General features: G+C 66.7%; 24 protein-coding genes. 10 read left to right on the plus strand and 14 right to left on the minus strand.

Going from position 1 to position 24,714, the window contains the following annotated elements; genetic code table 11:
- The first annotated feature begins 216 nt into the window (after positions 1-216).
- Both KY501_RS29295 and KY501_RS29300 read left to right on the plus strand, forming a co-directional pair.
- Positions 217-969 carry a hypothetical protein gene (locus KY501_RS29295; RefSeq protein WP_224366778.1) on the plus strand — a complete coding sequence of 251 codons (753 nt, stop codon included), beginning with the start codon at positions 217-219 and terminating at the stop codon, positions 967-969.
- Between the two features lie 704 nt (positions 970-1,673).
- Positions 1,674-2,264 (plus strand): hypothetical protein, encoded by a 591-nt coding sequence (locus KY501_RS29300; protein WP_224366779.1) that lies wholly within the window; start codon positions 1,674-1,676, stop codon positions 2,262-2,264.
- A gap of 9 nt (positions 2,265-2,273) precedes the next feature.
- Here KY501_RS29300 and KY501_RS29305 read toward each other — a convergent pair whose 3' ends face one another.
- Positions 2,274-3,317, minus strand: a complete 1,044-nt coding sequence (locus tag KY501_RS29305) for a PEGA domain-containing protein (RefSeq protein WP_224366780.1) — start codon at positions 3,315-3,317, stop codon at positions 2,274-2,276.
- An 81-nt stretch (positions 3,318-3,398) separates the two neighbouring features.
- On the opposite strand from KY501_RS29305, the gene KY501_RS29310 reads away from it, so the two are divergent.
- A complete protein-coding gene (locus KY501_RS29310; RefSeq protein WP_224366781.1) occupies positions 3,399-4,061 on the plus strand; it encodes a hypothetical protein in 663 nt (220 codons plus the stop codon).
- Positions 4,062-4,095: 34 nt separating this feature from the next.
- Here KY501_RS29310 and KY501_RS29315 read toward each other — a convergent pair whose 3' ends face one another.
- Together KY501_RS29315 and KY501_RS29320 are read right to left on the minus strand one after the other, a co-directional pair.
- Positions 4,096-5,610 (minus strand): cellulose synthase family protein, encoded by a 1,515-nt coding sequence (locus KY501_RS29315; protein ID WP_224366782.1) that lies wholly within the window; start codon positions 5,608-5,610, stop codon positions 4,096-4,098.
- A gap of 239 nt (positions 5,611-5,849) precedes the next feature.
- Complete coding sequence (locus KY501_RS29320) at positions 5,850-6,506, minus strand: pilus assembly protein N-terminal domain-containing protein (RefSeq protein ID WP_224366783.1); 657 nt, start codon at positions 6,504-6,506, stop codon at positions 5,850-5,852.
- Positions 6,507-6,573: 67 nt separating this feature from the next.
- Between KY501_RS29320 and KY501_RS29325 the strand changes: the two genes are divergently transcribed.
- On the plus strand, positions 6,574-7,113 hold the full coding sequence (locus tag KY501_RS29325) for an NUDIX domain-containing protein (RefSeq protein ID WP_224366784.1): 540 nt from the start codon (positions 6,574-6,576) through the stop codon (positions 7,111-7,113).
- A gap of 19 nt (positions 7,114-7,132) precedes the next feature.
- Positions 7,133-7,510: a VOC family protein gene (locus KY501_RS29330; protein ID WP_224366785.1), complete on the plus strand. Its 378-nt coding sequence runs from the start codon at positions 7,133-7,135 to the stop codon at positions 7,508-7,510.
- A gap of 119 nt (positions 7,511-7,629) precedes the next feature.
- Here the strand turns inward: KY501_RS29330 and KY501_RS29335 are convergent, their stop codons facing one another.
- On the minus strand, positions 7,630-9,957 hold the full coding sequence (locus KY501_RS29335; RefSeq protein WP_224366786.1) for a heavy metal translocating P-type ATPase: 2,328 nt from the start codon (positions 9,955-9,957) through the stop codon (positions 7,630-7,632).
- Positions 9,958-10,086: 129 nt separating this feature from the next.
- Between KY501_RS29335 and KY501_RS53710 the strand changes: the two genes are divergently transcribed.
- Positions 10,087-10,338, plus strand: coding sequence for a hypothetical protein (locus KY501_RS53710; RefSeq protein WP_304608651.1), 252 nt, complete (start codon positions 10,087-10,089; stop codon positions 10,336-10,338).
- Here the strand turns inward: KY501_RS53710 and KY501_RS29345 are convergent.
- From KY501_RS29345 to KY501_RS29360, 4 genes are all read right to left on the minus strand, one after another.
- Entirely contained in the window at positions 10,335-11,306 is a 972-nt protein-coding gene (locus KY501_RS29345; protein ID WP_224366787.1) for a vWA domain-containing protein, read from the minus strand. The two genes, KY501_RS53710 and KY501_RS29345, sit on opposite strands and share 4 nt — an antisense overlap.
- The gene (locus KY501_RS29350) at positions 11,306-12,244 is read right to left on the minus strand and encodes a vWA domain-containing protein (protein WP_224366788.1); all 939 of its coding nucleotides are present in this window, start codon (positions 12,242-12,244) and stop codon (positions 11,306-11,308) included. Before KY501_RS29350 ends, KY501_RS29345 begins: the two co-directional genes overlap by 1 nt.
- 56 nt (positions 12,245-12,300) lie before the next feature.
- Positions 12,301-13,680: a hypothetical protein gene (locus KY501_RS29355; protein ID WP_224366789.1), complete on the minus strand. Its 1,380-nt coding sequence runs from the start codon at positions 13,678-13,680 to the stop codon at positions 12,301-12,303.
- A gap of 81 nt (positions 13,681-13,761) precedes the next feature.
- Positions 13,762-15,153 carry a cation:dicarboxylate symporter family transporter gene (locus KY501_RS29360; RefSeq protein ID WP_224366790.1) on the minus strand — a complete coding sequence of 464 codons (1,392 nt, stop codon included), beginning with the start codon at positions 15,151-15,153 and terminating at the stop codon, positions 13,762-13,764.
- 265 nt (positions 15,154-15,418) lie between these two features.
- Here KY501_RS29360 and KY501_RS29365 point away from each other — a divergent pair, with 265 nt between their 5' ends.
- A complete protein-coding gene (locus tag KY501_RS29365; protein ID WP_224366791.1) occupies positions 15,419-16,075 on the plus strand; it encodes a class I SAM-dependent DNA methyltransferase in 657 nt (218 codons plus the stop codon).
- A gap of 18 nt (positions 16,076-16,093) precedes the next feature.
- On the opposite strand, the gene KY501_RS29370 is transcribed toward KY501_RS29365, so the two are convergent.
- The 4 genes from KY501_RS29370 to KY501_RS29385 all read right to left on the minus strand — a co-directional run bounded on the left by KY501_RS29370 (position 16,094) and on the right by KY501_RS29385 (position 20,426).
- Positions 16,094-16,903 carry a hypothetical protein gene (locus tag KY501_RS29370; protein WP_224366792.1) on the minus strand — a complete coding sequence of 270 codons (810 nt, stop codon included), beginning with the start codon at positions 16,901-16,903 and terminating at the stop codon, positions 16,094-16,096.
- 80 nt (positions 16,904-16,983) lie between these two features.
- Positions 16,984-18,987 (minus strand): S8 family peptidase, encoded by a 2,004-nt coding sequence (locus tag KY501_RS29375; RefSeq protein ID WP_224366793.1) that lies wholly within the window; start codon positions 18,985-18,987, stop codon positions 16,984-16,986.
- A 209-nt stretch (positions 18,988-19,196) separates the two neighbouring features.
- The gene (locus KY501_RS29380; RefSeq protein WP_224366794.1) at positions 19,197-19,973 is read right to left on the minus strand and encodes an alpha/beta fold hydrolase; all 777 of its coding nucleotides are present in this window, start codon (positions 19,971-19,973) and stop codon (positions 19,197-19,199) included.
- Between the two features lie 36 nt (positions 19,974-20,009).
- Positions 20,010-20,426, minus strand: a complete 417-nt coding sequence (locus tag KY501_RS29385) for an organic hydroperoxide resistance protein (RefSeq protein WP_224366795.1) — start codon at positions 20,424-20,426, stop codon at positions 20,010-20,012.
- A gap of 161 nt (positions 20,427-20,587) precedes the next feature.
- Here KY501_RS29385 and KY501_RS29390 point away from each other — a divergent pair, with 161 nt between their 5' ends.
- Positions 20,588-21,046: a MarR family winged helix-turn-helix transcriptional regulator gene (locus KY501_RS29390; protein WP_224366796.1), complete on the plus strand. Its 459-nt coding sequence runs from the start codon at positions 20,588-20,590 to the stop codon at positions 21,044-21,046.
- 32 nt (positions 21,047-21,078) lie between these two features.
- On the opposite strand, the gene KY501_RS29395 is transcribed toward KY501_RS29390, so the two are convergent.
- The gene (locus KY501_RS29395) at positions 21,079-21,813 is read right to left on the minus strand and encodes a dienelactone hydrolase family protein (protein ID WP_224366797.1); all 735 of its coding nucleotides are present in this window, start codon (positions 21,811-21,813) and stop codon (positions 21,079-21,081) included.
- Positions 21,814-21,854: 41 nt separating this feature from the next.
- Here KY501_RS29395 and KY501_RS29400 point away from each other — a divergent pair, with 41 nt between their 5' ends.
- Together KY501_RS29400 and KY501_RS29405 are read left to right on the plus strand one after the other, a co-directional pair.
- Entirely contained in the window at positions 21,855-22,454 is a 600-nt protein-coding gene (locus KY501_RS29400; protein WP_224366798.1) for a LysR substrate-binding domain-containing protein, read from the plus strand.
- A 200-nt stretch (positions 22,455-22,654) separates the two neighbouring features.
- Complete coding sequence (locus KY501_RS29405; protein WP_224366799.1) at positions 22,655-23,344, plus strand: SMI1/KNR4 family protein; 690 nt, start codon at positions 22,655-22,657, stop codon at positions 23,342-23,344.
- 15 nt (positions 23,345-23,359) lie between these two features.
- Here the strand turns inward: KY501_RS29405 and KY501_RS29410 are convergent, their stop codons facing one another.
- Complete coding sequence (locus tag KY501_RS29410) at positions 23,360-24,313, minus strand: hypothetical protein (protein ID WP_224366800.1); 954 nt, start codon at positions 24,311-24,313, stop codon at positions 23,360-23,362.
- Between the last annotated feature and the right edge of the window lie 401 nt (positions 24,314-24,714).

A 24,714-nucleotide genomic window follows, 5' to 3' on the forward strand; every position in this document is an offset into this window, starting at 1 on the left:
CCACTGCTACTTGCCAGAACTGGTCGGGGTGGGGACGGCCCTTCGCCTCATGGACTCGGGCCGCCCCCCGCACAGATCCCAGCGAGCGCTGCGTACCCAATCTTTGAGATGGGAGATGCCGACGCTGCTGGAGTTCGCCTTCGAGCTCGCTCAGCCTGGCGTCCGCGGCGGTGTATGCTCCGCGAGAGCCAGGCAAGTGCCACACATGGAGACTGAATGCTTCCGACATGGCTGTGGCATCGGCACTTGTGGGCGTTGTTCCTGCTGGGGTGTTCTCCCGGTGTCGTCGATCATGACATCGTGCGGCCCGGCCCTGGGGAGCCAAGCCTGAAGAGCATCCCGGGCCCGTTGGGAGAACCGTTCAGCTCTTTCCAAGATGCATTGCTGGCCGCGTGCGACAAGATCATCACCAAGCCGAACGCGGTTGCGGGTCGGCCGGACTCGCAGAACTTCGAGACCTACTGGCGAGTCGCTAGCGAGTACTGCGCCTGGATTTATTACACACCTGACGAGAAGTATGAGCTGAGCAAGCTGACAGATCAGTCAGAGGTCGATCCCACTGAGCGCAGCAGGACGTGCTCACTACCGCCGGACGTGGACGATCGGCGCTACTCGCCTGGGAGCCTCAAGTATATCTGCGCGCTTCATAACCATCTCTATGATGATCCTTTATCAAAGCGTGATATTCAATTTATCGTAGCGCAAGTGCGTCGTCATGGCTTTGAGAGCGCGACGAGAGATGGCATGGCACGGCTCTCCGCAGTGGCCTTTTTCTCGAGCAACCGGGCAGCCCCCATCTGTGACGGATTCCATCAATATATTCCAGCTACCAGCCAGATCTTGAAGTGGACCCATACGCGAGAAGGATGGATCTGCGAACAGACAGGCCGCGTTGTCTGGGCAGATGACGATGTGCAGTTCTCGATCGTGCCCAAACATGGTTCGTGTTCAACAGGGAGAGAGAGGTGAGGGTGCTCTCGGTACTTGCCACCCTGATGCTCGTGGGGTGCCCGCGCCATGCTCCACCAGCTCTTGAAGAAGACAAGTCCATTGTCTTCCCTGAGTTCTACGCGAGCTTTCCAGTCGTCGTTGGAAAGCCAGGACAAGTGTATGAGCTGGACGGAGTGACGCTCAAAGCGCTCATGATTGCCTTGGCGGATCGCTACCCCCCAGAGACTCAGGCACGCTCATGTTGGAATCGCCCGGAATCGCAAGTGTATCGGGTCATCCGCCAGGGCGACATCATCTTCGTCAGTCTTGGGCCCAACCCTGCAGCCTGCAGCCCGAGCATGGTCCTGTTCGACTCAGGAGTTGAGTACGCCATCAGCGTGGATGGACGCATCCTGCGCCGCCGGTTCGATGGTGAACCGAATGGCCCCCTGGGAGAGGGAGCGCTAGATGCGGGCACTCAGGAACCGGCAGGCGAGCCGGTGCCTTACTCTTCGATAGGAATCGGAAGCGACGAGCCCGTGGCACCCCTGCCAGCGTTCTTGAGACGCGATGGGGGAATCGGCCCCCCTGATAGGGACAGTTCCGCGGAGGGGGAGCTTCGGGACGGAGGGGCTTCGACGATGCCACCCCAGGACTGAGGCATCCCCTGGAGCGTGTTAGTCCCAGCACGGCTTCTACTGAGTTGACCCCTCTGCGAACCGCTCGCTACAAGCCCGTAGCCCATGCCCGCCCGCAAACTCTTTCTGACCGCTGTCGCTGTCTGCTTTCTTGCCTGCGTGAAACAGGTGCCCGCTACACCCACCCGCACAGGCCCTCCGCGCGCGCTGCAACTGCTCGCGGACACGCTGGAGCGAGAGACGTCACAGATCCTCCAGAAGCGCGAGGACGTGGAGATCGACACCCGAGACTTCGAGCGCACCCCGCACGTGGTGGCCACTGGCGAAACGCCACTGCTGCGCCTGGAGGGAGCTCGGGCCCGGCTCTACGGTGACGCCGCCGGCAAGGAGGGCTTCTCGGTGGACAACCTCATCCTGCTCGAGGTGCTCGACGAGAAGGGCCATGTGCTCAACCGCGGCGCGGTGGGCTTCACGGACATGGTGCGCGTCGGCAAGGAGCAGGTCGACAGCGTGGGCCCCATGTCCTTCTCCTTCGAGCCGGGAGTGGTGGACATCACCTCCCTGCTGCCCGAGAGCGCCCCCTTCAAGGTCCGCGCGACGGCGCTCGACTACTCAGGCGTGGGACGCGTGAGCAACGTGTTCCTCCTGCTCGAGTCCCCCACCAAGGGCTCCGAGGACGATCTGCGCGGCCAGTAGCTCGCGCCCTCAATGGGCTCCGCGCGGAACCACGCCGTTGATGGTGCCATCGCAGGGCCCACCGCAGACCGTTTCCGAGCCCAGCGTCTTGACTCCACCGCTCTGCGTGGCCACCACGGCGCCCGCAGCGGCCGCGGCCACCACGCCCACGCCCGCCCAGACGTACCAGCGCTTGTACCAGGGCGAGCTGGTGCTCACCTCCGGCTCATCCTCCGAGAGCGGCACGACGGGCGTCTTGCTCACGCTCTCCGAGGGCGTGAGCACCGGCCGCTCCGGGCGATCCGTGCTGGCCACCGCCGTGGGCTTGTCCGAGGGCCGCAGGTTGGCGGCCACCGTGTATTCCTTGCCCGCCTTCACCGAGAGGCTCTTCGTTTCGGGAAGGAAGCCGTCCTTGCTCACGACGATCTCGTACGAGCCCGGCTTGAGCACGAGGTTGGCCAGCGGGACCTGGCCTCGCACCTGACCGTTGATGCTCACGCTGGCGCCGGCCACGTCCGCCGTCACTGTCATCACGCCGGCAACGGCCTCGAGCGTCACCGCCACCTCAGTGGGCTTGCCCTGCGCCACGGTGATGCGACGGTTGAAGTCGGCGAAGCCAATCCGACGCACGACGACGGTGTGCTCACCCGCGGTGATCGGCAGCGGCGCGGACTGCGGCAGCGGCCCCATGTCCTTGCTGTCCACGTACAGGCGCGCGCCCTTGAGGCCGCCACTCAGCTTCACGGCCAGCTCCGTCTTCCCCGCCGCGATGGGGATGACCAGCTCGTCCTCGAGCGCCGCGGGAGCCGGCTCCGTCTTCTTGGCCGTGGCCGGCTTCGACGGGGTCGACTTCTTGCCGTTGCTGTTGGAGATGGGGACGACGAGATCGTCCTCTTCCGGCGCCGGCTCCGCCTTCTTGGCCGTGGCCTTCTTGGGGGGAGTGCGGCGCTTGGTGGCCTTCGACTTGGACTTCGGCTCGTTGTTGATGGGGACGATCAGATCGTCCTGAGCAAACGCCTGGGGCGCCACGAGGGCGACCGCCAGCGCGCAGACGAAGGCACGGGAAAAATGCATGGCGACTCGAAGGTTAGAGAGTCGTAAGTGGGGGGTCAAACCCTGTGCCATCCGAGACAGGGTGATGAAAGATGCGCGCCCATGTCTCGTTCCTGGTCCCTGCCCCTCACCCTGGGGGGCCTCACCCTCGCGGGCCTTACCGCCTGCCCTACCCGAACTCCCGTCGGCCCCCCACCCGTCCACGTTCCCCCCGGCTGCGAGCAGAGCCAGGCAGGCGAGTATCACCATGTAGGCAACCCGGCCTTCCGCTATCTCGCCGAGGATGACGGCCGCATCCTGTCCCTCCACCTGCTCCACACCCTATCGGATGGAGGCGTGGGGGGGACTCCGGACGGTGGCAACGTGATGATCGTTCTGGCCCGAACGCCCGAGGGATTCGTCGGCTCCACCCACGCCACGGGCTTCAGCGCGGGCACTCCCTGCCCGGTGAAGTTCCCCACGGAAGTCACGGCGTGCACTCCCGCCGCGCTCAAGCTGCGCTCGGTGTGGAAGACGTCGCTGGACGAGGCGTGCCGCCCTCCCTCTAGCGAGCGCCCCCTCGCCTGGGCGGAGCAGGAGCTGCGCCGAGGCCCTCCACCGCCTCAGAGCCTCAGCACAGCGGCCTCGGATGCGGGCCTGCCAGCCTCGGACGCGGGCCTGCCGGCCTCGGATGCGGGAACGAAGCCTCTCGATGCGGGCGCGGCGGCCTCGGATGCCGGCTCCAAGACCCCGGATGCAGGGTCGAAGCCTGACGCCGGGGCCTGAGCCCCGGACTCGGGAACAACGGACGCCGGAGCGATCACGCCGCCCGGCGGGCCTGCTCCCCAGACGCATTGAGGCTGGGGGCGGACTCGGCGGGCTTCAGGCGCCCCTGCAACAGGCTGGAGAGGCCCACGTACAGGAAGCCCGCCTGGAACAGGACGATGAACGGCACCGAGGTGTAGATGCGCGCGTCGATGGCGAACCACAGCGCACCGGTGAAGTACGCCGCGAAGGCCAGCTCCACCAGCGGCATGAGCGTCTTGGCGCCCAGGTAGCTGCGCTTCACCTTGACGACCTTGCGGCCCTCGGCGCCCGTCTTGGGCGTGCGCGCGAAACCGGACTGCTGGTTGAGCAGCGCCTCCAGCACCGCCTTGGCGTTGTTGATGGCCAGGCCAATGCCCAGGCTCATCAGGAACGGCAGGTACTTCACCCGCTCCCAACCCCGGATGCCCTGCTCGCGCTGGGTGGCCACATAGAAGACGCACACGCTGGCCGTGGCCGTGAGGAAGAAGGGCAGATCCAGGAAGAGCGTGCCGTACAGCCCGTGGTTGAAGCGCACCACCATGGACAGCGGCATCAGCGCCGACAACAGCACCATCAACAGGTACGCCATGTTGTTGGTGAGGTGGAAGAAGGCCTCGCGCTTCACCTCGAAGGGCAAGTCGCTCTTGAGGATGGTGGGCAGCAGCTTCTTGGCCGTCTGGATGGAGCCCTTGGCCCAGCGGTGCTGCTGGCTCTTGAAGGCGTTCATGTCCACCGGCACCTCGGCCGGGGAGATGACTTCAGGCAGGAAGACGAACTGCCAGCCCTTGAGCTGGGCGCGGTAGCTCAGGTCCAGGTCCTCGGTGAGCGTGTCGTGCTGCCAGCCCCCTGCGTCCTCAATGGTGTTCCGGCGCCAGATGCCCGCGGTGCCGTTGAAGTTGAAGAAGCAGCCGGAGCGGTTGCGCGCCGTGTGCTCGATGATGAAGTGCCCGTCCAGGAAGATGCTCTGGGCCTGGGTGAGGATGGAGAACTCGCGGTTGAGGTGGCCCCAGCGCACCTGGACCATGCCCACCTTCGAATCCACGAAGAACGGCACCGTGCGCCGCAGGAAGTCCGGGGTGGGCACGAAGTCCGCGTCGAACACCGCCACGAACTCGCCCGAGGCCAGCTTCAGCCCGTTCTCCAGCGCTCCCGCCTTGAAGCCCTGCCGGTTCGTCCGGTGGATATAGACGATGTTGACGCCCTTCTGGCGGTGACGCTCCACGCACGCCCGGGCAATGCCGCACGTCTCATCCGTGGAGTCGTCCAGAACCTGGACCTCCAGCAGCTCTCGCGGGTAGTCGATGCGGCACACCGAATCCACCAGGCGCTCCACCACATACATCTCATTGAAGATGGGCAGCTGGATGGTGACGCGGGGCAGTGCGGGCAGCACCCCCTTGGGGGTCGGCAGCTTGAACTTGTGGCGGTAGTACAGGTACGCCATCCGGTATCGGTGCGAGCCGTACACAGCCAGCACACACAGGACGGTGAAGTACACGCCCAGGAAGATGATCTCGACAGTGGTCATCGGTGACGCTCAGCCTCTACCGCGGGGGGACTCCCACGCGGTGCTTCCATGCGCGGCGGCCGTGGAACTGCGCTCTCCCCAGACCGCCGCTCCTTGGGTCCGCTGAGCCCCCGCATGTATCTACCCGTAACTACAGGGTTTTACCCCCTGGGCAGAGATGGCGCCGGACAATAGGGATGCGTCAAGGTCGTGTCAAACAAAACCCCTGGTTCCTTCAGGGGGTTTTCCCACCTTGTGCGCTATTGTGGTCCCAGCGCCTGGCGCAGTTCGTCATAGTAGGAGTCGGCGATCCGCTGGGCTTTGTCACGCTCTGCGTCATCGGTGACAGAGCCCTCCAGGAGGATGCGCTGGCCGACGACGACGGCCTTGGCGGAGACGATACCGGTGCGCTTCAGGGCGGTGTTGATCTGCTCGGCGGTGACGGTGAGGGCAGCCTGGATCACGCGCGCATCGAGCCCCACCAGGAGCGTCACCTCCGAGCGGCCCGCGACCAGGGCGCGCAGCTTCTTCATGTCCTGCACCGAGTCCACGTGCCCGCTGATGACGAGGCGCTCGTTGACGGTGCGGACGTCCAGATCGGTGAAGCCGAAGGCCTTGAGTTCTCGGGTGAGATCCTCGGCTCGGGGGGTATCCACCACGAGGGTGCGCTGGAACTGCTTCGTGTCCGTCCACAGCGTGAGGGTGGTGCGGCCTCGGCGCTGGGCGGTGATGAGGAGCTGGGACTTGCCAACCACCCGCACGTCCGCGACGTCGGGCGCGGCGACGGCGACGCGGCGGATGCCCGGGATGTCGAGCACCTGCTGCTCGCCGGGAGCCAGACGCACGGGTGGCTCTTCCGCGCTCGCGGGCAGGGAGAGCAGGAGCACGGGCAGGAGGAGCCAACGGAGGGAGCGCATGAGACGGAGTGTAGCGTGCGCGGGCCTGGAGCCGTGAGCGAGGGCCGGGCGTAGGATGGCCCTCACCATGAGCATCAAGACGCTCTCGTCGAGAGAGGTGTACCGCAACCGGTGGATGACGGTTCGGGAAGACGCCATCGAACGGCAGGACGGTTCGCACGGCATCTATGGAGTCGTCAGCAAGCCGGACTTCGCGCTGATCATTCCGTACGAGGGCGGTGCATTCCACCTGGTGGAGCAGTACCGGTATCCAGTGCAGGGCCGCTACCTGGAGTTCCCCCAGGGCATGTGGGAGGAGCACAAGGACGCCTCGCCAGAGACGGTGGCGGCGGGCGAGTTGCAGGAGGAGACCGGGCTGGTGGCCAGGCGGATGACGTACCTGGGGCACGTGTTCAACGCGCCGGGCTATTCGACACAGGGCATGCATGTCTTCCTGGCAGAGGAGCTGTCCGCCGGGCCGCAGCAACTGTCTCCGGAGGAGAGCGATCTGGTGTGCACCCGCGTCACCGTCGAGCAGTTCGAGCAGTTCGTGCTCGAGGGGCGTATCAAGGACGCCTCGACGCTGGCGGCCTACAGCCTGCTACGGATGAAGAAGCGTCTGTTGTGAACCGAACGAGGTCCTCTCCATGGCCATCCGCTTCAACCACACGATCCTTCCGTCCCGAGATGCCGCGGCGTCGGCTCGCTTCATGGCGGAGGTGCTGGGCCTTCCCGCACCTCGAAGGGCGGGCTTCTTCCATGTGGTCGATCTGGCTGATGACGCCAGCATCGACTACGCCGAGTCCGGCGTGGACTTTCAAGGACACCACGTCGCGTTCCTCGTCGACGATGCCGAATTCGACGCGATCCTCGGACGAATACAGGAGCGTGGCATCGCGTACTGGGCCGACCCGCGCAAAGCGAGGCCCGGCCAGATCAATCACCTGCACGGTGGGCGCGGCGTGTACTTCGAAGATCCCGACGGGAACTACCTCGAGTGCATCACCGCTCCGTACTCGAAGTGATTGAGACGGGTGTCCCCGCCGGGCGGAGATTGGCCGAACCTGTCCAACAAGCATACAAGTTCGTCCCGAGCGCGCCGGGAGGGGCCGCCTCGAACCGGTTCACCCGACCCGTTCGCGGCTCAGCCCACCGCAGGCTGACTGCCGACGGCCACGGCTGGCACCACCTCCGGCACCCGAGGCCGATAGGCAAGCAGCCGGAGTCCGTTGGCGACCACGACGAGCGTACTGCCCTCGTGCAGCACCACAGCCTGGCTGATCTGGGTGAGCCCGAAGACGGCGGCGATGATCAGCACCGCGCTCACCCCGAGCGCGATCACCAGGTTCTGCTTCATCACCCCGGTGGCCTTGTCCGCGAGCCCCAAAGCAAACGGGAGCCGCGAGAGATCGTCGCTCATCAGCACCACGTCCGCGGTCTCCAGCGCCGCGTCAGAGCCCGCGCCGCCCATCGCCACTCCCACCGCAGCGGCCGCGAGCGCCGGGGCATCGTTCACCCCGTCTCCCACCATCGCCACCGCTCGGTGCTTGCCGATCTCACGGATGGCGGTGACCTTGTCGGCGGGCATCAGCGGGGCCCGCGCCTCGTCGATCCCCACCTGGGAAGCGATCGCGTGGGCCACACGCGAGTTGTCTCCCGAGAGCATCACCGTCCTCTCGATGCCGTGCCCCTTCAGCTCCTGGATGACGTGATGCGCTCCCGTGCGAACGGTGTCCGCGACACCGAGCACCCCGAGGTAACGCCCTGCCCTGCGCACCACCATCGTCGTCTGCCCGGCTGCCTCGAGCTTCTGCACCTCCGCGCTGATCTCCGCCGGAATGGCATCGCCTTCGAAGAGGGACAGGCTGCCGACAGCCACCGCCTCCTCGCCGATCTTCGCACGGATGCCCTTGCCGTGGATGGCTTCGAGATCCCTGCCCGGCGGCGGCTGGAGCTTCTGCTCGGCGGCGGCATCCACCACCGCGCGGGCCAGCGGATGCGCGGAGAGCGCCTCGACCGATGCGGCGGTGGCGAGCAGTTCCTCGCCAGTCACACCCAAGGCCGGAGTGGTGGTGAGCACCTTCGGCCGGCCCACGGTGAGCGTCCCCGTCTTGTCGAAGGCAATCGCCCGGACTCCTCCGAGCAACTCCAGATAGATGCCGCCCTTGATGAGCACGCCCCCACGGGCCGCCGCCGCCACGGCGGAGAGCACAGCCGAGGGCGTGGAGATGGCCAGCGCGCAGGGTGAGGCTGCGACGAGCAATGCCACGGCCCGAAGCACGGCTTCCTTGAACGGCGTGCCGAGCAGCACCAACACCGCCGGGAAGAGCACGGCGGCGACCATCACCAGCGGCGCGAAAGTCTTCTCCAGCCGCTGGGCGAAACGCTGGTTCGGTCCCTTCTGGGCCTCGGCCTGGGCGACCATGTCCACCACTCGGGCCAACACCGACTCCGAGGAGAGCCGGGTGACCTCGACCTCCAGCAGCGCCTCGCAGTTGATGGTGCCGGAGAACACCTCATCCCCCGGCTTCTTGGGCACGGGGATGGACTCGCCGGTGATGGCCGCCTGTTCGAGCGAGCTCTTGCCCTCGCGAATGACACCGTCCAGAGGCATGCGATCTCCGGGCCGGACGACGACGCGCTCGCCCACCTGCACCTGGGCCACGGGAACCTCGACGACGTCACTGCCGCGGCGGACTCGAGCCACCTCCGGACGCAGCTTGCCGAGCGTCTCGATGGACCGGCGTGCGCGATCCATCGCCCGGTGCTCCAGCGCATGGCCCGCGCTGAAGAGGAACAAAAGGAAGGCACCCTCGAACCAGGCACCGAGCACCGCCGCGCCGATGGCCGCCACCACCATCATCGTCTCGATGTCGATGCGGAGCTGGGCAATGGACTGGATCGAACCGCGGATGGCGAAGAACCCACCGCTCGCCATACCGAGCGCCCAGACGATCGTCGGGACCAGTGCGGGGACCGGAGCAAAGCGATCCAGCAGCCAACCGGTAACGAGCAGGACGCCCGACGCCACCACCAGCGGCAGCTCCAGCTTGGGAGCCAGACCTCCACCGTGCGCGTGGTGCGAGCAGACATGGCCCGCGGTGGGCACCTCCAGCCCGAACTTCAGCTTCCTGACGCGGGCCTCCACGTCCTCCAGCGAGACTTCCTCGCCGTCGTACTCAATGACGAGACGCTCGCTGGCATACGCCACGCTCGCGGAGAGAACGCCCTTCATGTGGGCGACGGCGGTCTCGATGATCATGGCCGCATCGGCCGAGTCCATCCCCCGCACGAACCAGGTGAAGTGCTTGTACCGCGCAGCCACTACCTCGCCGGTGCTCTGCGCGAGCGTGAGCAACTGCGCCACGCTCACCAGTTCGGGCCGGTAGTGGATGCAAACCTCCGGGTAGCCGAGATCTCGCCGCAGGTGGACATCGGTGATTCCACGCTGCGCTTCGAGCGCATCCTCCAACTTCTCGAAGCGCCCGATGTCATCCGTCTCGCCCGGGAGCGTGCCCTCCAGATCGAGCTGGAGCGCGACTCCCCCACCCTCGGCCGGCCGGTTCCCCGGAGGCCGGATCCTCTTGGCAGGGGGGGGGTGATGATCGTGATCGTGGTCATGGTCGCAGCCAGGACCATGCTCATGGCCGTGGTCATGATGCTCGTGGCCATGATGCGCATGATCGTGGCCGTGCGCGGGATCATGCGCATGACCATGGGCATGATCATGGTCGTGGTCATGCTTGCACTCGGGGCCGTGCACATGCTTGACGACCAGGGGCTTCTTGCCCCCAGCGCCGACGATCCCGACCAGTTGCCCGAACTTCTTCGGCTGCGACATGGTGCTCCCTAGTGGCGATGACCGCGATGCGGACGAGGAGCTGGAGCGCTCGCCGGTTCGGGCTCGTGCTCCTCCTCCTCGTCCTCGTGGTGCTCGTCCTCGTGCTCCTCGGGGATCGGCTGGGTGAAGCGCTGCCCCGCCACTTCGAGGGTGAAGGCCTTGCAAGCCGGCGGCACATCGAACTCCAGCACCGCGGGCAACCGGCCCTCCCAGGCCTTCAGCACCTTGCCGCCCTCGTCGTAGACCGTGCCACCGGCGGCCACCGTCATCGTGTCATCCACGAGCACGGCCACCAGCTCCGCCATCTCCTCCATCCGGTCGGCGATGCGGTGGCACCACAGGTGGCCCACTCCCGGATACTTCTCGTGGGAGATGGCCTCCATCTGCTCCTCGTCCACGTTGGTGCCCACGCCCACGAACACGAAGTTCATCCGCGGCAGGCGCCCCGCGGCGATCTCCTTCGCCACCTGGGTGGCATAGGCCTTCACGTCGTTGGGATCGGAGATCTGCGAGTCGGTGATGATCACCGCCAGCCCGCGCCGGGCGCCCACCTGGACCTGCTGCTTCATGTGCGCCACGAAGTCTCGCAGCACCGGCAGCATCACCGTGGCCTTCCCGTAGAACTTCGGCCCCGGGAAGCGGTAGTCCTTCGCCTGGGGGCCCGTGAGGTCCCCCACCATCTCGAGCTGGCTCCCATCCGCCGTGGCCCAGTAGGCCACGCGCACCATGCCGTCGCGGTCCTTGCTCGCCAGATACTCGAGCATCCACCGCATCTGCGGCTCGACCTGGTTCTTCACCGGCGCGAGCTTCGCGAGGATGCCGCGCGGGCCATACTCGTTCTCCATGCTCGCCGAGCCATCCATGTAGAGGGCCACATCCAGCCCCTCCACGGTGGGATCGTGCAGGAGCGTGGCCACCACCTTGTTCCCCGTCCGGTGGACGTCCGAGAACGGTTTGACGACGACCTCGTGGCCAGCCATCAGTGATGGTCCTCCTCATCCTCGTCGTGATGCTCCTCGTCCGGCAGCGGCTGCGTGTAGCGCTGGCCGTTCACCTCAAGCGTGAAGCTCCGAGCGCCCTCGGGCACCTCGAACTCGAGCACCGCCGGCAACCGGCCCTCGTAGCTCTTCAGCACCTTGCCCCTGTCGTCGTAGATGGTGCCGCCCGCGGCCACGGTCATGTTCTCGTCCACGAGCACCGCTACCAGCTCCGCTACCTGGGTGATCTCCGCGGCGATGCGGTGGCACCACAGGTGCCCGACGCCCTTGTACTCAGCGTGGGCGATCTCCTCGAGCTGCTCCTCATCCACGTCGTCCCCCACGCCCACCAGGATGAAGTTGATCCGCGGCAGGCGCCCGGCGGCGATCTCCCGCGCGAGCTCCGCCGAGAAGATCTGCACCTCGTCCATATCGCTCAGCCGGCCGTCCGTGACGATGACCGCGCAGCCCCGCTTGGCGCCCTCGCGGATCTGCTCCTTGAGGTACCGGACGTAGTCCTTCATGGCCGGCGCCAGGCACGTGTTGTTGCCCAGCTTCTTGGCGCCCGGGAACTTGTACTGCTTGACGTCCACGCCCTTGAGCTCGCCGATCACCTCCACGTCCTTCCCGGAGGCGCCGCACGCCCAGTAGGCCACGCGCAGCATGCCGTTGCGATCCTTGGTGGCCAGGTACTCGAGCATCCACTGCACCTGGGGCTCGACCTGGTTGGCCGGATCCTTCAAGGGAGCGCCCCGGATCCACTCCAGGAAGCTGCGAGAGGCCCGCTTGTACTCGTATTCCTCGCGCATGCTGCCCGACGCATCCATGTAGATGGCCATGTCCAGGCCCTCCACCGTGGGGTCATGCAAGAGCGTGGCGCGGACGTGATCCCCCTCGCGGTGGAGATCCGAAAACGGTTCGACCGGCTTCTCGTGTCCCATCGTTCCCCTTTCTGAGATGGGGGAACGCTAGCACTCCTGGGAGTGAGGACGGGAGATCAGCTCTCGAAGTCGGACATCCAATCCGGCTTCTTCGCGGACTCCGGCTCGGCAGCCGTGGGCTCGCGTCGCGGACGAGCCGCGGCGGGCGGGGCCGGAGCGAGCGCAGGTGCCGCTGGTGGCGTGACAACGGGCGAAGGGGCAGACGCGCTGGGAGCGAAGTCCGAGAGCCACTCGGGAGCCTTGGATGCGGCCGGAGCCTTCGGGGGAAGCGCGGGGATGGACGACCGCGAGCGAGTGAGCTTCGACTTTCCACCCTTGGTGTGGCCATGGGCGTCGAGGAAGTCATTCATCCAGTCGCTCGGGCGAGCGGGCGGCGGGGGCGGACGCGGAGGAATGTACGGAGCCGGCCGCTCGGTGTGCGCCGGCACCGAGGGGATGCCCCCTCCCCTCACAGGCGTACCGTTCCCGGGCCGGATCAACGCACGCAGGGCACGCTCCGCCTCATTGGGCCAGCCGGGGATCACCCCGAGCGCACGCCGCGCCAGTTCGATGAACTCGGGGGCCGCGGCCTCGGGGGGAACCTTCACCTTCTCCGCATTCAGCCAGCCCGCCAGCTTCCCCACCAAGCCGCCGCGCGGGCTACGCAGGATGGCCTCGTCGCCATTCACCTCGTAACCCTGCGCCTGCAGCTCCACGAGGGCCTGGATGCGGCTGGGCACGGGCAGCTCCATGAGGCGAAGCAGCTCCGGGCCGCCATGCTCTCGAGCGTCCTGCTGGAGCTGCTCCAGCACGTCATGGAGGATGTCCGCCACGAGCCGATCGTTCGCGGCGTTGCGCACCTGCATGTCCATGGGAACAGCCGGGTACGCCAGCACCAGCCCGCGCCCCTGGGCGAGCACGTCGGGGCGATCTCCGGGCAGCAGCGCGTGATGGCTGCGTGGCGCCGTCTTGCTCTCGGGATCCTGCGTATAGACGAAGGCATCGCTCGCGCCATGCACCAGGCCCGCGAGCACTGCCCCCCGGTTCACGGTGAGTTGCCCCGGAAAACGTGCCAGCGCATCGCCCGGCCACGGCCCCATCAGCGAGCCATAGAGATAAACCGGATCATTCACGCCCTCCTCGTCCGCGGGGTGCTCGACGAGCTCCACCGAGAAGAAGAAGAGCTCGGAGGCGGCGAGCCTCCGGGGAGTACGCCCAGAGGCGACCTCGTGGTGCGCGAGCTGGACCTGGGCACTGGCCGGGAGCGACGCTCGCTCACTGCCGGGCACGGCCATCATCTGGCCCACCGCGTCGAGCCCGACGATCCACTCCTGCTCGCCCAGGTAGCCCGCTTCCAGGCGGAACGTGTCCACGATGTTCACCACGGCCGAAGCATCCGGACGAACAGGCTCGGCCGGGGAGGCAGCGTGGGGAACGAAGTAGCGTGGATGGCTCAAGGCGGAGCCGCAAGGCTCGCCCAACGCCGCGGGGAGCGCAAGCCGATGCGGTTCCCCCGGTTCGGCTCGAAGCCTGCCCTGCTATCCCGCCTTGGCCCCGCTCTCGACGGGAACCGGCTCGTGGTGCTCTTCGCTCGCCTCATGGTGATGCTCATCGAACGGGAGCTTGCCCGACAGCACCTGCTCCGCCCGATCCCGATCGATCTCTCCGGTCCACTGGCCGATGAGCACGGTGGCAATCGCATTGCCGGCGAAGTTCGTCAGCGCGCGCGCCTCGGACATGAAGCGGTCGATGCCTACGATGAACCCGACGCCATCCACCAATTCGGGCCGATGGGACTGCAAGCCGCCCGCGAGGGTGGCGATTCCAGCGCCCGTCACTCCCGCGGCGCCCTTCGACGCGACGATCATGAACAACAGCAGGGAGATCTGCTCGCCGAGCGCCAGCGGTTTGCCAAGCGCGTTGGCGATGAAGAGCGAGGCCATGGTGAGGTAGATGGCCGTACCATCGAGGTTGAACGAGTAGCCCGTCGGCACGACGACGCCCACCACGGGCCGCGAGACGCCCAGGTGCTCCATCTTCGCGATGAGCCGGGGCAGTGCCGTCTCGGAGGATGACGTCGACAGGATGAGGAGGAACTCGCGGGCCAGGTACTTCAGCAGCCGGAACACGGAGAAGCCCGTCGCCAGCCGGAGGATCGTCCCGAGCACGACGAACACGAAGACGATGCACGTCGCGTAGAAGCCCAGCATGATGACCGCGAGGCTCTTGAGCGCATCGATGCCCGTGGCCCCGACGACGGCGGCCATGGCGCCGAATGCTCCCACGGGCGCCGCCCACATGACCATCGACAGCACCTTGAACACGAGGCGCTGGAAGTAGGCGATCGCCCGCAGAATGGGAGCTCCCGTGGTGCCCATGCCCTGGACCGCGAAGCCCACGAGCAGCGCCACGAGCAGGGCCTGGAGCACCTCTCCCGAGGTCAGCGCGGACACGAGCGTCGACGGGATGACGCTGAGGATGAAGTCGGTCGTGCTCTTGCTTTCTCCACCTCCGGCCTTGGCCCCCGCACCGCGCAGGGCCTCGGTGAGCTGGAGATGGGCGCCGGGGTGCAGCAGGTTGCCAACGACGAGGCCAATGGTCAGCGCCACCGTGGACATGCACAGGAAGTAGCCGAGCGCCAGCCCGCCCACATGCCCCACCTTCGCAGCCTGACGCACCGAGCCAACGCCCAGCACGATGGTGCAGAAGATGATGGGGCTGATCATCATCTTCACGAGGCTGACGAAGCCGCTGCCCAGCGGCTTGAGCGATTTGGCGAACTCCGGAGCGGCGAGCCCGACGATGACGCCCGCGACGGCCGCCACGATGACGGCGATGTACAGGTGGTGCGACTTGACGCGGCGAGTCCCCTGCGGCCCGTGGCTGGAAGCCAGTGAAGCTTCGGCGCCGGTATGGATGTCGCTCCCCATCGATTCTCTCCCCCGTCGGTGCGGGCTCCGCGATACACGGGCCGGCGGCGCGTCAGCCTACCTCAAGGGAGGGGAGAACCTCTGCTGGCGGGTTGACCGGCCCTACTCCGGGTGGTACCCAACGCTTGCTGGGCCGCAGCAGTGACGCTGCTGCGGGTCTCCTCCCCGAGGAGGCGCACAAAGCTACGTCACCTGGACCCGTGGGCAGCGATGCCCGAGACACGGGGAGGTGGCGAGCTTCGTCACCTCCCCAGAGGATGTAGAGATGAGCCCGAAGCTTCCCCCTGATGAAGTGAGTACCGCCTACGACGTCTGGGCCGACGTCTACGACTCCCAGACCAACGCGACGCGCGACCTGGATGCCATCGTCCTCCACGCGCAGGACCCCGCGTTGTTCCAAGGGGACGTCCTGGAGATCGGCTGCGGCACCGGCAAGAACACCGAGTGGCTTGCTCCGAGAGCTCGCAGCGTGCTCGCGCTGGACGGCTCGGAGAACATGCTGAAGCGCGCGCGCCAGCGCCCGGGTGTCCAGCACGTCCGGTTCCTCCAGCACGATCTGCGCGAGACCTGGCCGGCTCCGGATGCCTCATTCGACACCGTCACCTGCAACCTGGTGCTGGAGCACATCGAAGGGCTCTCCTTCGTCTTCTCCGAGGCGAAGCGCGTGCTCCGTCCCGGGGGCTCCTTCTTCGTCTGCGAGCTGCACCCCCTCCGGCAGCTCCAGGGCAAGCAGGCCCACTTCATGAATCCCCAGACCGGCACCCTTCAGATGGTGCGGGCCCACCTGCACGACATCTCGGACTACTTGAACGCGGCCCTGAGCGCCGGCCTCGTCCTGGCCCAGGCGCAGGACTGCCGGGATGCCAGTGATCCAAGGACGGGAGTGCCTCGACTGCTCGCGCTGCGCTGGCGCAAGCCCTGAGTGTCGAGAGGCTGTGCGTCAGGGGGCGGCGACGAAGCAATAGATTCCACCGTAGCCACCGCCCCCACCCACCGTGGAGCCACTGCCTCCTCCACCGGAGTTGGAGAGGGTGACTCCCGGCGCGCAACCCGGCGCCTGATGATCCGACATCCAGTTGCCTCCATTGGAAGGATTGGAGGCGCTGCGAGGCCAGGAGTGGCCGATCATCGGCCGACCGGTGGAACCGGCTGAGCTCGTCCAGTCATTGCACGTGTTGCCCATGCCGCCACCGACGAACTGCCCCTGCTTCGTCGAGCCCGTGAGGGTGTCGTGGTTGTCCACGCCCTGGTGGTTGGGCTCGCCGCGCTCGTTGGGCAGATCATTCATGATCTGCGAGTTCCCCTGGGGGCGCGAGCTGAGGAGGCCGGCCTTGTTCGAGGCCACGAGCCGACCGGTGCGGTCGTACCAGGGGCCCTCTCCGATGCGATCGATGGCGTGGACGGGCCCCCCACTCGAGCCACCCGTGGATGCGCTCAAGAAAGCGCGCCAGGTCTTCGCCCCGGCACCGGGCACGGCCATCTCCGCGATGGTCCGGCAGATCTTGTCCGCGCCGGCCAGCCCCGTGGCCTCACCGAAGCGGAGATCGCCGCCGAAGCCATTCTGGCTCCCGGAGAGCTGGCGCATCGCCTCGATGCTGGTCACGAAGAAGCTGAAGCTCGAAGGATCCGTGCTGACTTCATCCGACCCTTCCCCGCCCGTCTCCGGATCCGTCCCGGAGTTCTCCGCGCCGCAGGCAGCGACACAGCTGCCGACGATTCCAAGCACAACGATGAATCTGATCTTCAGCATGGGAACACACTCCTCTCACCGTGGGAAAGGAGTGTGTCCCCGTGTCCTTAAGATTCTCTTGAGCAGCGAGGCCTGCCAGCTCAGTAGCGCTGGTACCAGGACCAGCCCAGCCACTTGGGCGTCAGGTCGCAGCGGTACTTGGTGACGCGGACCGTGTAGACGCCCGTCTGGGGCGCGGTGAACTCGATCATCTCGTACGTGTTGTCCCAGCTGCTCGAGCTCGCCACAAAAGCGCCGGTGGGCCCAATCACCGTCACATCCAGGTCCGCGCTCGGCCGGTTGGCGTACTGGCTGTAGCTCGGGTTGGTGTCCCACACCACGGCCACGCGGGTGGTGCGGTTGGAGGTGAGAGACATCGTCGTCAGCGTCTGCGTGGTCGGATCGGAGCACGAGTAGCTCCGGCCACCCCAGTTGCCGCTCACGCCGTGGGCCACGTCATCCGCCAGGGCGCCGACGATGGCACCCGCGCCGTCCTGCTCGCTCAGCCGCGTCGCCCCCTCCACGTTGTGGACGGCCGTGGCCATCAGGATGGCCTTCACGGCCTCCGGCCACACCTGGAGCCCGGTGTTGCGCTGCATCAGCAGCGCCGCCGTGCCCGTGGTGATGGGCGCCGAGAAGCTCGTGCCCGACACGGTGTCGCCCACCCAGGGAGAGGACGGCGAGGTGGTGGTGATGTTGGTACCCGGAGCCGCCACCTCGGGCTTCTCGCGATCGCCGTGCGTGGAGACGGGATCCTGCGCGCTGGTGAAGGTGCTCATCACATCCCCCGCCCAGGGGATGGTGTTCACGTCGTTCATGCTGCCCACGGTGATGGCGTTGTACGCCCGGCCCGGGCTGCCCACGATGGCCGCGGGAGTGGAGTTGCCGGCGGAGATGACCACCGTCCTCCACCCGTTCTGGACCAGGTCGTCATAGTAGTTGTCCAGGGAGCCGGGCTGGGTGCCCGCGTTGCTGCCGAAGCTCAGGTTGAACGCACGGGCGCCCCACGAGGAGGCCGCGCTCGAGCGGTTCGAGAGCTGCGAGGGCGACCCGCCGCAGGAGCCCGCCACGCGCAGCTGGATGCTGGGGGCCACTCCGCGGTGGGTGGCGTGGGTGCTGCGCAGGGTGCCAGCCACCCACGTCGCATGGGGGTGCGCGCAGGCATAGAGCGTGTCCTGGACCGCCCCGGACAGGTACGGGTTGCCCGCGGCGATCCCTCCGCCCACCTCGATCTCGGCCACCTTGACGCCGCTGCCGCTGAAGCCTCGGCTGTTCACGACGTCCGACTCGACGACGGACCGGGCGACGTTCATCGTGGGCTCGTACTGCTGCGTGGCGAAGATCTTGCTGACCTCCGTCCAGCGGGCCACTTCCTTGATCTCCTTGGCGGAGAGCTTGATGTGGAGGATGGGCGCCAGCGGGTCGACCTCACCCTTGCGGCCAGTGGCCTCGAGCCGGGCCTTGATGGGGGCAATCACCTGCTGGGCGACCTGCTGGCGGTAGGAGTCAACCGACGCGTACAGCTGGTTCACATCCTCCTCGGTGAGCTTGGCGTCCGTGGCGGGGCGCACCGGGCCTGCCTCCTGACTCGCCGCGGGAACGGTCGCCTGGATGGCAATCTCGAGCTCCGTCGAGTCCGCGACGCCTCCCAGCCGCTCGACGAGATCCGGAGTCAGCCGGCCGTAGTTCTTCTCGAACAGCGCCTGCTCCGCATCCGCGAGCTTGCGGACGTCGTCCGTCTCGGTACCGCTCGCGGTGAGGGCCAGCGCATAGGGGTTGCCCTTGGTGTCCACGGCCTTGAAGTCGTAGGCCGATACGCGCTGGAGCGGGAACGTCACCGGCGAGGCGTTGGTGATGGTGAACTCATCCGGGGACTGACCCGAGCGAGCGGCGAGGCGCTCCTTGGCCAGCGTCACGAGCTCCGCCGGGGCATTCACCGAGCCGTCATCCGTGTCTCCGCTGCAGGTGTCCTGGGCAGAGGTTGCGGGCTGGGACAGGAACGTGGCTCCAGCCGAGGCAGCAGGAGGTGCGGCATAGGCGGAGAAGCCAAGGGTGGGCACCAGCGCCAGCAAGGGCCATCGGTGAGACCGGGAGTGCTGCGGCATGGAGTGAGCTCCGAGCAAAAGATTGGACCCCGCGAAGTGCGAGGCGGGTTTACTCGGAGCAAGAGGCAGGCCATGGGAAACCTGCCTCCCGGGAGAGGAGCTGGCTCCACCGCTCGTTGCGCTTCAGGTCACAATGAAGCCCGGGCCTGTAGCGTCGGGCGCTACAGCCCAGAGCCCAGCAAGGCGTCCACCTTGCTGGGCTCCTCGAACTACTTGCTGGCGCTCTTCGCCGCATCCTCGATGACGGCCGCGACCTTCTCCGGCGCGGTCAGCATCGGCACGTGGCCGGTATCGAGGACCGTCGTCTTGGCCTTGATCTTCGCGGCGAGCGCGCGCTGCAGGTCCGGCTGGATCATGTGGTCCTGGGCCGCGACCACGTACCAGGACGGCTTGCTCTGCCAGGCCGCGGCCGAGACCTTCTCGTCGAAGTTCGCCCCCCGGATGGGCCCCTGCGTGACCGAGATCAGGTTCTTCTCGGCCGGCGAGGCGTCCTGGGCGAAGTGCTTCGCGACGCCCACGGGCGTGAGGGTGGCGAACCCCGAGGCATCGGCCCGGACCTCGGCGAAGCCGGCAGGGACCGGATAGCCCTTGGTCAGATCATTGAAGCTGCCGCCTGGATCATTGGCTGCGGCGGCCACGTAGACCAGGGTCTTCACCTTGGGGTCGCTGCCCGCTTCGGTGATTACCGTGCCGCCCCAGCTATGGCCCACCAGGACCACCGGCCCCTTGGCGGCGGCGATGGCGCGTTTGGCCGCGGCCACGTCGTCTGCCAGCGAGCTCAGCGGGTTCTGCACCGCGATGACCTCCAGCCCCTTGGCCTGGAGCAAGGGGATGACCTTGTTCCAGCTCGACCCGTCAGCAAAGGCGCCGTGGACGAAGACCACGGACGCCTTCGGAGCCGGAGCCTCCTGGGGACCGGCGGCCAGCGCGTGGGTGGCCAGGAGAGCGGATACCGCCAACACGACTCGCTTCATTGAGTTCAACATGAGAGGTTCCTTTCGACTCGATGGAATGCAGGTGGCTCAGACGACCTTCAGCTTGACGTCGACGTTGTTCCGGGTGGCGTTCGAGTAGGGGCAGACCTGGTGGGCCTTGTGGACCAGCGACTCCGCCGTGGCGCGGTCAATGCCCGGCAGGCTGATCTCCAGGCTGACATCGAGACCGAAGCCGTTGGGAATCTCCCCGATGCCGACGGTGGCGCTGACAGTCGCCTCATTGGGAACCCGGGTCCCCGACTTGCCGGCGACGAACTTCAGCGCGGACAGGAAGCAGGCGGAATAGCCCGCGGCGAACAGCTGCTCGGGGTTGGTACCCGGGCCGCCGGCTCCCCCCAACTGCTTGGGCGTGGAGAGCGCAACGGACAGGACTCCGTCAGCAGTCTGGGCGCGGCCGTCGCGTCCGCCGGTAGCAGTGGCCTTCGTGTCGTACAGGGTCTTCATGGTGTCGTCCCTCAGTGGGTTGCTGCTTTTTGTTGTGCGCAATTGAATAGCGCTCAATTTAAATTCGCGCAAGCGATCGTCACCCAGAACGGAGGGGAGGCAGGGCGGTACAGCGTAATTTCATTGCGCACAATGGGACTGGAACCCATCTTCCTGGGGCCATGCCCAAGAAGCCCACCGCCGACCTGCTGCGCCTGAACGATCAGCTCTGCTTCGCCATCTATTCGACGGCGCATGCCTTCAACCGGACCTACCGGTCGCTGCTCAAGGAGATGGGCATCACCTACCCGCAGTACCTGGTGATGCTCGTGCTGTGGGAGCAGGAGGACATGACGGTGAAGGAGATCGGAGATCGCCTGTACCTGGATTCGGGGACGTTGACGCCCTTGCTGAAGCGGCTCGAGAGCCTGGGCTATGTCACTCGGGCGCGGGACGCGGTGGACGAGCGGCAGGTGCGCATCCGATTGACGCCACAAGGACGTGCGCTCCGAGAGAAGGCGGAATGCATTCCGCCCGAACTCGCGGTGTCTACGGGCCTCTCACTCCCGGACATCCAGAAGATCCGGGACGACATGATCCGGCTCCGGGACGCCATGAATGCGCACCTGGACGAGGAGTGAGGGCAGGAGGGCTCCGCCTCCTGAATCGGGGCTCAGGCCTTCAGCTTCGCGTCGAAGAGTGTCAGCAGCGTCTTCCAGTGACGCTCCGCGCACGCGGGATCATGGGTCGGCATGTCGCGCGGCACCCAGCCGTGCCTGGCCGGATACGTCTCGATGAGGTGATCGGCCCCGGCCTTCGTGAGCGCGTCCTCGAGTTTCGCCTTCATGTCGTCAGGGAAGGAGTTGTCCTCGATTGCGCCCGCGACGTAGACGCGCGCTTTCATTCGAGGAGCCAGGAGATGAGGGCTGTCCGGAGCGTCTGTCGCCAGCCGGCCGCCGTGATACGAGGCGGCGGCGATGATGCGCTCGGGATGCGTGCCCGCCGCGGTGAGAGACAGCATTCCGCCCATGCAGTAGCCAGTCGTGCCGACCCCGCCCGGCTTCACGTCCGGCTGCGCGGCGAGCCAATCGAGGAACGTGCCCGTATCGGCCATGACGTTCGCCGGCGTCGCGAGGGAGAAATACTGCGCGAGGATCTTCCGCTTCTCCGGATCGGAGAAGATGGCCTTCGCGTCCATCGGCTCGTACGGACCTGAGCGATAGAACAGATCCGGAAGGAGGACGAAGTAGCCGTGCGTGGCGAGCCGCTCACCGATCTCGAGGATGGCCGGACGAATACCGGCGCCATCCATGAAGACAAGCACAGCCGGCCATGGCCCGGCTCCGCTCGGGCGGAAGATGTAGCTCGGACACTTCCCATCTCTCGTCGGAAGTTCGATCCTGGTCATGCGAGCTACATTACCAGCACGCGAGGAGCCGGTGCGGACCGTTGAAGCAGCGCGGCAATCACCTCTCCCACGTCGTCGGGCTGCGCGATGCGGCCGAGCATCCCGAAGTGATGGTGGAACTCGTCACGGAGACGCGCACCGTCGATATCGTCGCCGAGGGCTACGACGCGGGCGTTCGCTACGCCGGCATGGTGCCCGGCGACATGGTCGCGATTCCTTGCTCGGCCGATTCGCACATCGCGATCGTCGCGGCGCCTTCATACTTCCGAGGCCGGCAGCCACCGCGCTCACCGCGCGACCTCGCAGGGCACGAGTGCATCCGGTATCGCAAGGATGGCAACCCCGTCCGGCGCTGGACACTGGTCATCGGAGACAGAGAGAGCGCCGTCGATGTCGACGGCCACCTGGTGCTCGATGATGAGGCCTTCCTGCTCGAAGCGGCGCTCGCCGGCGCCGGGCTCGCGTACATCACGCACGCGGCCGCTGCGCCGTACATCGCGACCGGACAGCTTGTGCGCGTCCTCGAACGGTACTCGCCAAGGTTCGAGCCGGTGCAGCTGTTCTATCCATCGCGGAGCTACGTCCGCGCAGCCCTACGAGCGTTCGTCGACATCGTCAAGGAGCGGCGGCGTCGGAGCTAGCCGAACGCGGGGATCCTGCATGTGCAGGGGTGAACCCTGCCATCACGCTCAAGGCCTCGCTCGCGAGCTGAGGTGCAGGAGAGCCCGCCACGCACGAAACAACTGCGTGACGAAGCCACCACCGCCAAGGCTCGACGCGCTGCTTCCTGGGGCTTTCCCTGGGGAGAAGGACTCAGGAGACCGGGATAGAACGCGTCCCCATGAGCGAGCCCTTCCAGAAGTTGTTCGAGGACATGGTGGCTGCACTCCGTGCGCACCCGCAGGTGGACGTGTACGACGTCGTGATCCGCCCACCTGCAAGCCCTGATGACATTGCCGCGGCGGAGGAGGCCTTGAAACGGCCTCTGCCAGCGGACATGCGTTCGTTCTACCTTGCCCACGATGGCGTCTTCCTGTCGTGGGGGCTCAAGGATCGGACGTACAACACGCGGCTCGATCCGTTCACCTGGCCGGACTACGGCACGCCGCCTGGCGTCATCAACCTGTTGCCCCTCCACCAGGTCGTCTCGCCTGACTGGGTGGCGAACAGCGTGATCAACTGGACTGCCTCCAGCCACCGAACCATCTACGGCGCCGACATGGTCAAGGGGGGTGACAAGGGCGTGCCAGCGGTGGTGGTGGACTACTACTCGAACTTCCGCCATGCGGACATGGTGTTCGGCCCTGAGGACCGCCCGGCTTGGATGCTGATCGCGGACGACCACGGAGCGGAGCTGTTGGAGTCCAACCTGTCCAGCTTCAGCACGTACCTCGACGTGGTGCTGGCGCAGTGGGGGACTCAGCGAATGAACCAGTACAAGGTCTCGGAGTACAGGGCGCCGCGCGAACTGAAGGAGCCGCGGACTCGCCCCACGCTCGAGGCGGTGGTCGCCGACGCCCTGGCGGATTGAGCAAGAGCGCAGGACTCAGGGCGCCGGTGTGCCAGGCTGCGCCGGCGGAGGCACATAGCCCGCCACGAGCTGGCGCAGTGCCGTCTGGAGATCCACCCTGTGCTCCAGGTACGGCGTCCACTCGCGCCTCATCACCGGCTCGAAGGCGGCCCACTCCGGATCATTGTCATACAGATGGTTGGCGTAGGCGTACGGCACATAGCTGGGCCCCAGCTGACGGCGTACCACCTCTCCTGCCGTGAAGAACAAGAGCGCATGCCACAGCGTCTGCGGCGGAGTCTTGCCCTGGCGGAGAAACTCGGAGTGGAGCGCCTCCATCACCGGATCCACCAACGCGTGCGAGGCCTCGTGGAAGATGGACTCGAGCGGAGCGTCCTGGCGGTTGGGCGGCGAGCGGCTCGAGATGGTGATGACCGTCGGATCCACGAGCGTGTACGCACCGAAGCGGCTGGCCTGCCGGCTCACCTGGACGGAGAACGGCTGCGTGGGCCAGGGTACGCCGTAGATTTCGGACAGTTCATGAGCAATGGCTGGGCCGTACTGACGAAGTCCCGGTTCGAGCGCGGCCAGCCAGGCGTGCGACTCGCGCGTGACGTCTGGCCAGAAGTGCGCGCGATAAGGGGCGATGGCCTGCTCCAGGGCCTTCGCCAACACCGGATCGATCCCCGGAACGCCCACGGGAGAACCTTCCTCCGGTAGGCCGTCGAGCGCCCGCCGCATGGATACCAGCGTCGGATCGAACAGCATCGCGAGGAACCCATCCGCGGTGTGATCCCGATAGATGGCAACGGCCGACTCCCACGCCTGCCGCTCGGCGGAGGTCCAGCGATCCTCTTCCGGGAGACTGATCGTCAAACCTCGCGGCGGATGTCCCTCGAAGGCCAGCTGCTGGTGGAGATTGACCCATGCGCTGACATGGAACGCGAACAGCTTCGAAGCGATGGGAGTGGAGGGGGCTGCGGACGTCACTGACGCAGGAGGCGTCTCCGACGCGTGTGCGCAACCGACCAGCCCCGCCAACAAGAGCCACGGAAGGCTGAAGGCTCTTCCACGCGAGTGGCGAACGCGAGAAGGCGATGGAGCAGTGGGCTCGAGGGAAACAACGGGCTGGGGCGACTGGGGCATGGTGTGATCTCCGAGCGGGGGCTCAGGCACATGTCATGCCAGCATCGCCGAGTGAGAGATCGCCCGTCACGTGCCGTCGTGTCGCCGCCCGCATCCTGCCCCCGAGTGACAAGCTGCCTGCCTCGCAGCTCGCACGCAGACAGAGTGACAAAGGCAGAAAGGGAGTCAGCCGGTGACGAGAGCGAGCGGGCGCACCGAGAAGCCGCGCTTCCGCGTTCGTTGGGAGCGCTCGAAACAAACGGGTG

The sequence above is a fragment of the Hyalangium versicolor genome (assembly GCF_020103695.1).
GTDB classification, from domain to species: Bacteria; Myxococcota; Myxococcia; order Myxococcales; family Myxococcaceae; genus Hyalangium; species Hyalangium versicolor.

What these genes read in the sequence shown, in the direction of transcription:
- KY501_RS29350 (WP_224366788.1), bottom strand. Translation starts at nt 12,244, where the DNA reads ATGGGACACGAGAAGCCGGTCGAACCGTTTTCGGATCTCCACCGCGAG.
- KY501_RS29310 (WP_224366781.1), top strand. Translation starts at nt 3,399, where the DNA reads ATGTCTCGTTCCTGGTCCCTGCCCCTCACCCTGGGGGGCCTCACCCTC.
- KY501_RS29325 (WP_224366784.1), top strand. Translation starts at nt 6,574, where the DNA reads ATGAGCATCAAGACGCTCTCGTCGAGAGAGGTGTACCGCAACCGGTGG.
- KY501_RS29365 (WP_224366791.1), top strand. Translation starts at nt 15,419, where the DNA reads ATGAGCCCGAAGCTTCCCCCTGATGAAGTGAGTACCGCCTACGACGTC.
- KY501_RS29320 (WP_224366783.1), bottom strand. Translation starts at nt 6,506, where the DNA reads ATGCGCTCCCTCCGTTGGCTCCTCCTGCCCGTGCTCCTGCTCTCCCTG.
- KY501_RS29360 (WP_224366790.1), bottom strand. Translation starts at nt 15,153, where the DNA reads ATGGGGAGCGACATCCATACCGGCGCCGAAGCTTCACTGGCTTCCAGC.
- KY501_RS29295 (WP_224366778.1), top strand. Translation starts at nt 217, where the DNA reads ATGCTTCCGACATGGCTGTGGCATCGGCACTTGTGGGCGTTGTTCCTG.
- KY501_RS29330 (WP_224366785.1), top strand. Translation starts at nt 7,133, where the DNA reads ATGGCCATCCGCTTCAACCACACGATCCTTCCGTCCCGAGATGCCGCG.
- KY501_RS29385 (WP_224366795.1), bottom strand. Translation starts at nt 20,426, where the DNA reads ATGAAGACCCTGTACGACACGAAGGCCACTGCTACCGGCGGACGCGAC.
- KY501_RS53710 (WP_304608651.1), top strand. Translation starts at nt 10,087, where the DNA reads ATGATCGTGATCGTGGTCATGGTCGCAGCCAGGACCATGCTCATGGCC.
- KY501_RS29395 (WP_224366797.1), bottom strand. Translation starts at nt 21,813, where the DNA reads ATGACCAGGATCGAACTTCCGACGAGAGATGGGAAGTGTCCGAGCTAC.
- KY501_RS29370 (WP_224366792.1), bottom strand. Translation starts at nt 16,903, where the DNA reads ATGCTGAAGATCAGATTCATCGTTGTGCTTGGAATCGTCGGCAGCTGT.
- KY501_RS29300 (WP_224366779.1), top strand. Translation starts at nt 1,674, where the DNA reads ATGCCCGCCCGCAAACTCTTTCTGACCGCTGTCGCTGTCTGCTTTCTT.
- KY501_RS29345 (WP_224366787.1), bottom strand. Translation starts at nt 11,306, where the DNA reads ATGGCTGGCCACGAGGTCGTCGTCAAACCGTTCTCGGACGTCCACCGG.
- KY501_RS29315 (WP_224366782.1), bottom strand. Translation starts at nt 5,610, where the DNA reads ATGACCACTGTCGAGATCATCTTCCTGGGCGTGTACTTCACCGTCCTG.
- KY501_RS29390 (WP_224366796.1), top strand. Translation starts at nt 20,588, where the DNA reads ATGCCCAAGAAGCCCACCGCCGACCTGCTGCGCCTGAACGATCAGCTC.
- KY501_RS29305 (WP_224366780.1), bottom strand. Translation starts at nt 3,317, where the DNA reads ATGCATTTTTCCCGTGCCTTCGTCTGCGCGCTGGCGGTCGCCCTCGTG.
- KY501_RS29380 (WP_224366794.1), bottom strand. Translation starts at nt 19,973, where the DNA reads ATGTTGAACTCAATGAAGCGAGTCGTGTTGGCGGTATCCGCTCTCCTG.
- KY501_RS29405 (WP_224366799.1), top strand. Translation starts at nt 22,655, where the DNA reads ATGAGCGAGCCCTTCCAGAAGTTGTTCGAGGACATGGTGGCTGCACTC.
- KY501_RS29375 (WP_224366793.1), bottom strand. Translation starts at nt 18,987, where the DNA reads ATGCCGCAGCACTCCCGGTCTCACCGATGGCCCTTGCTGGCGCTGGTG.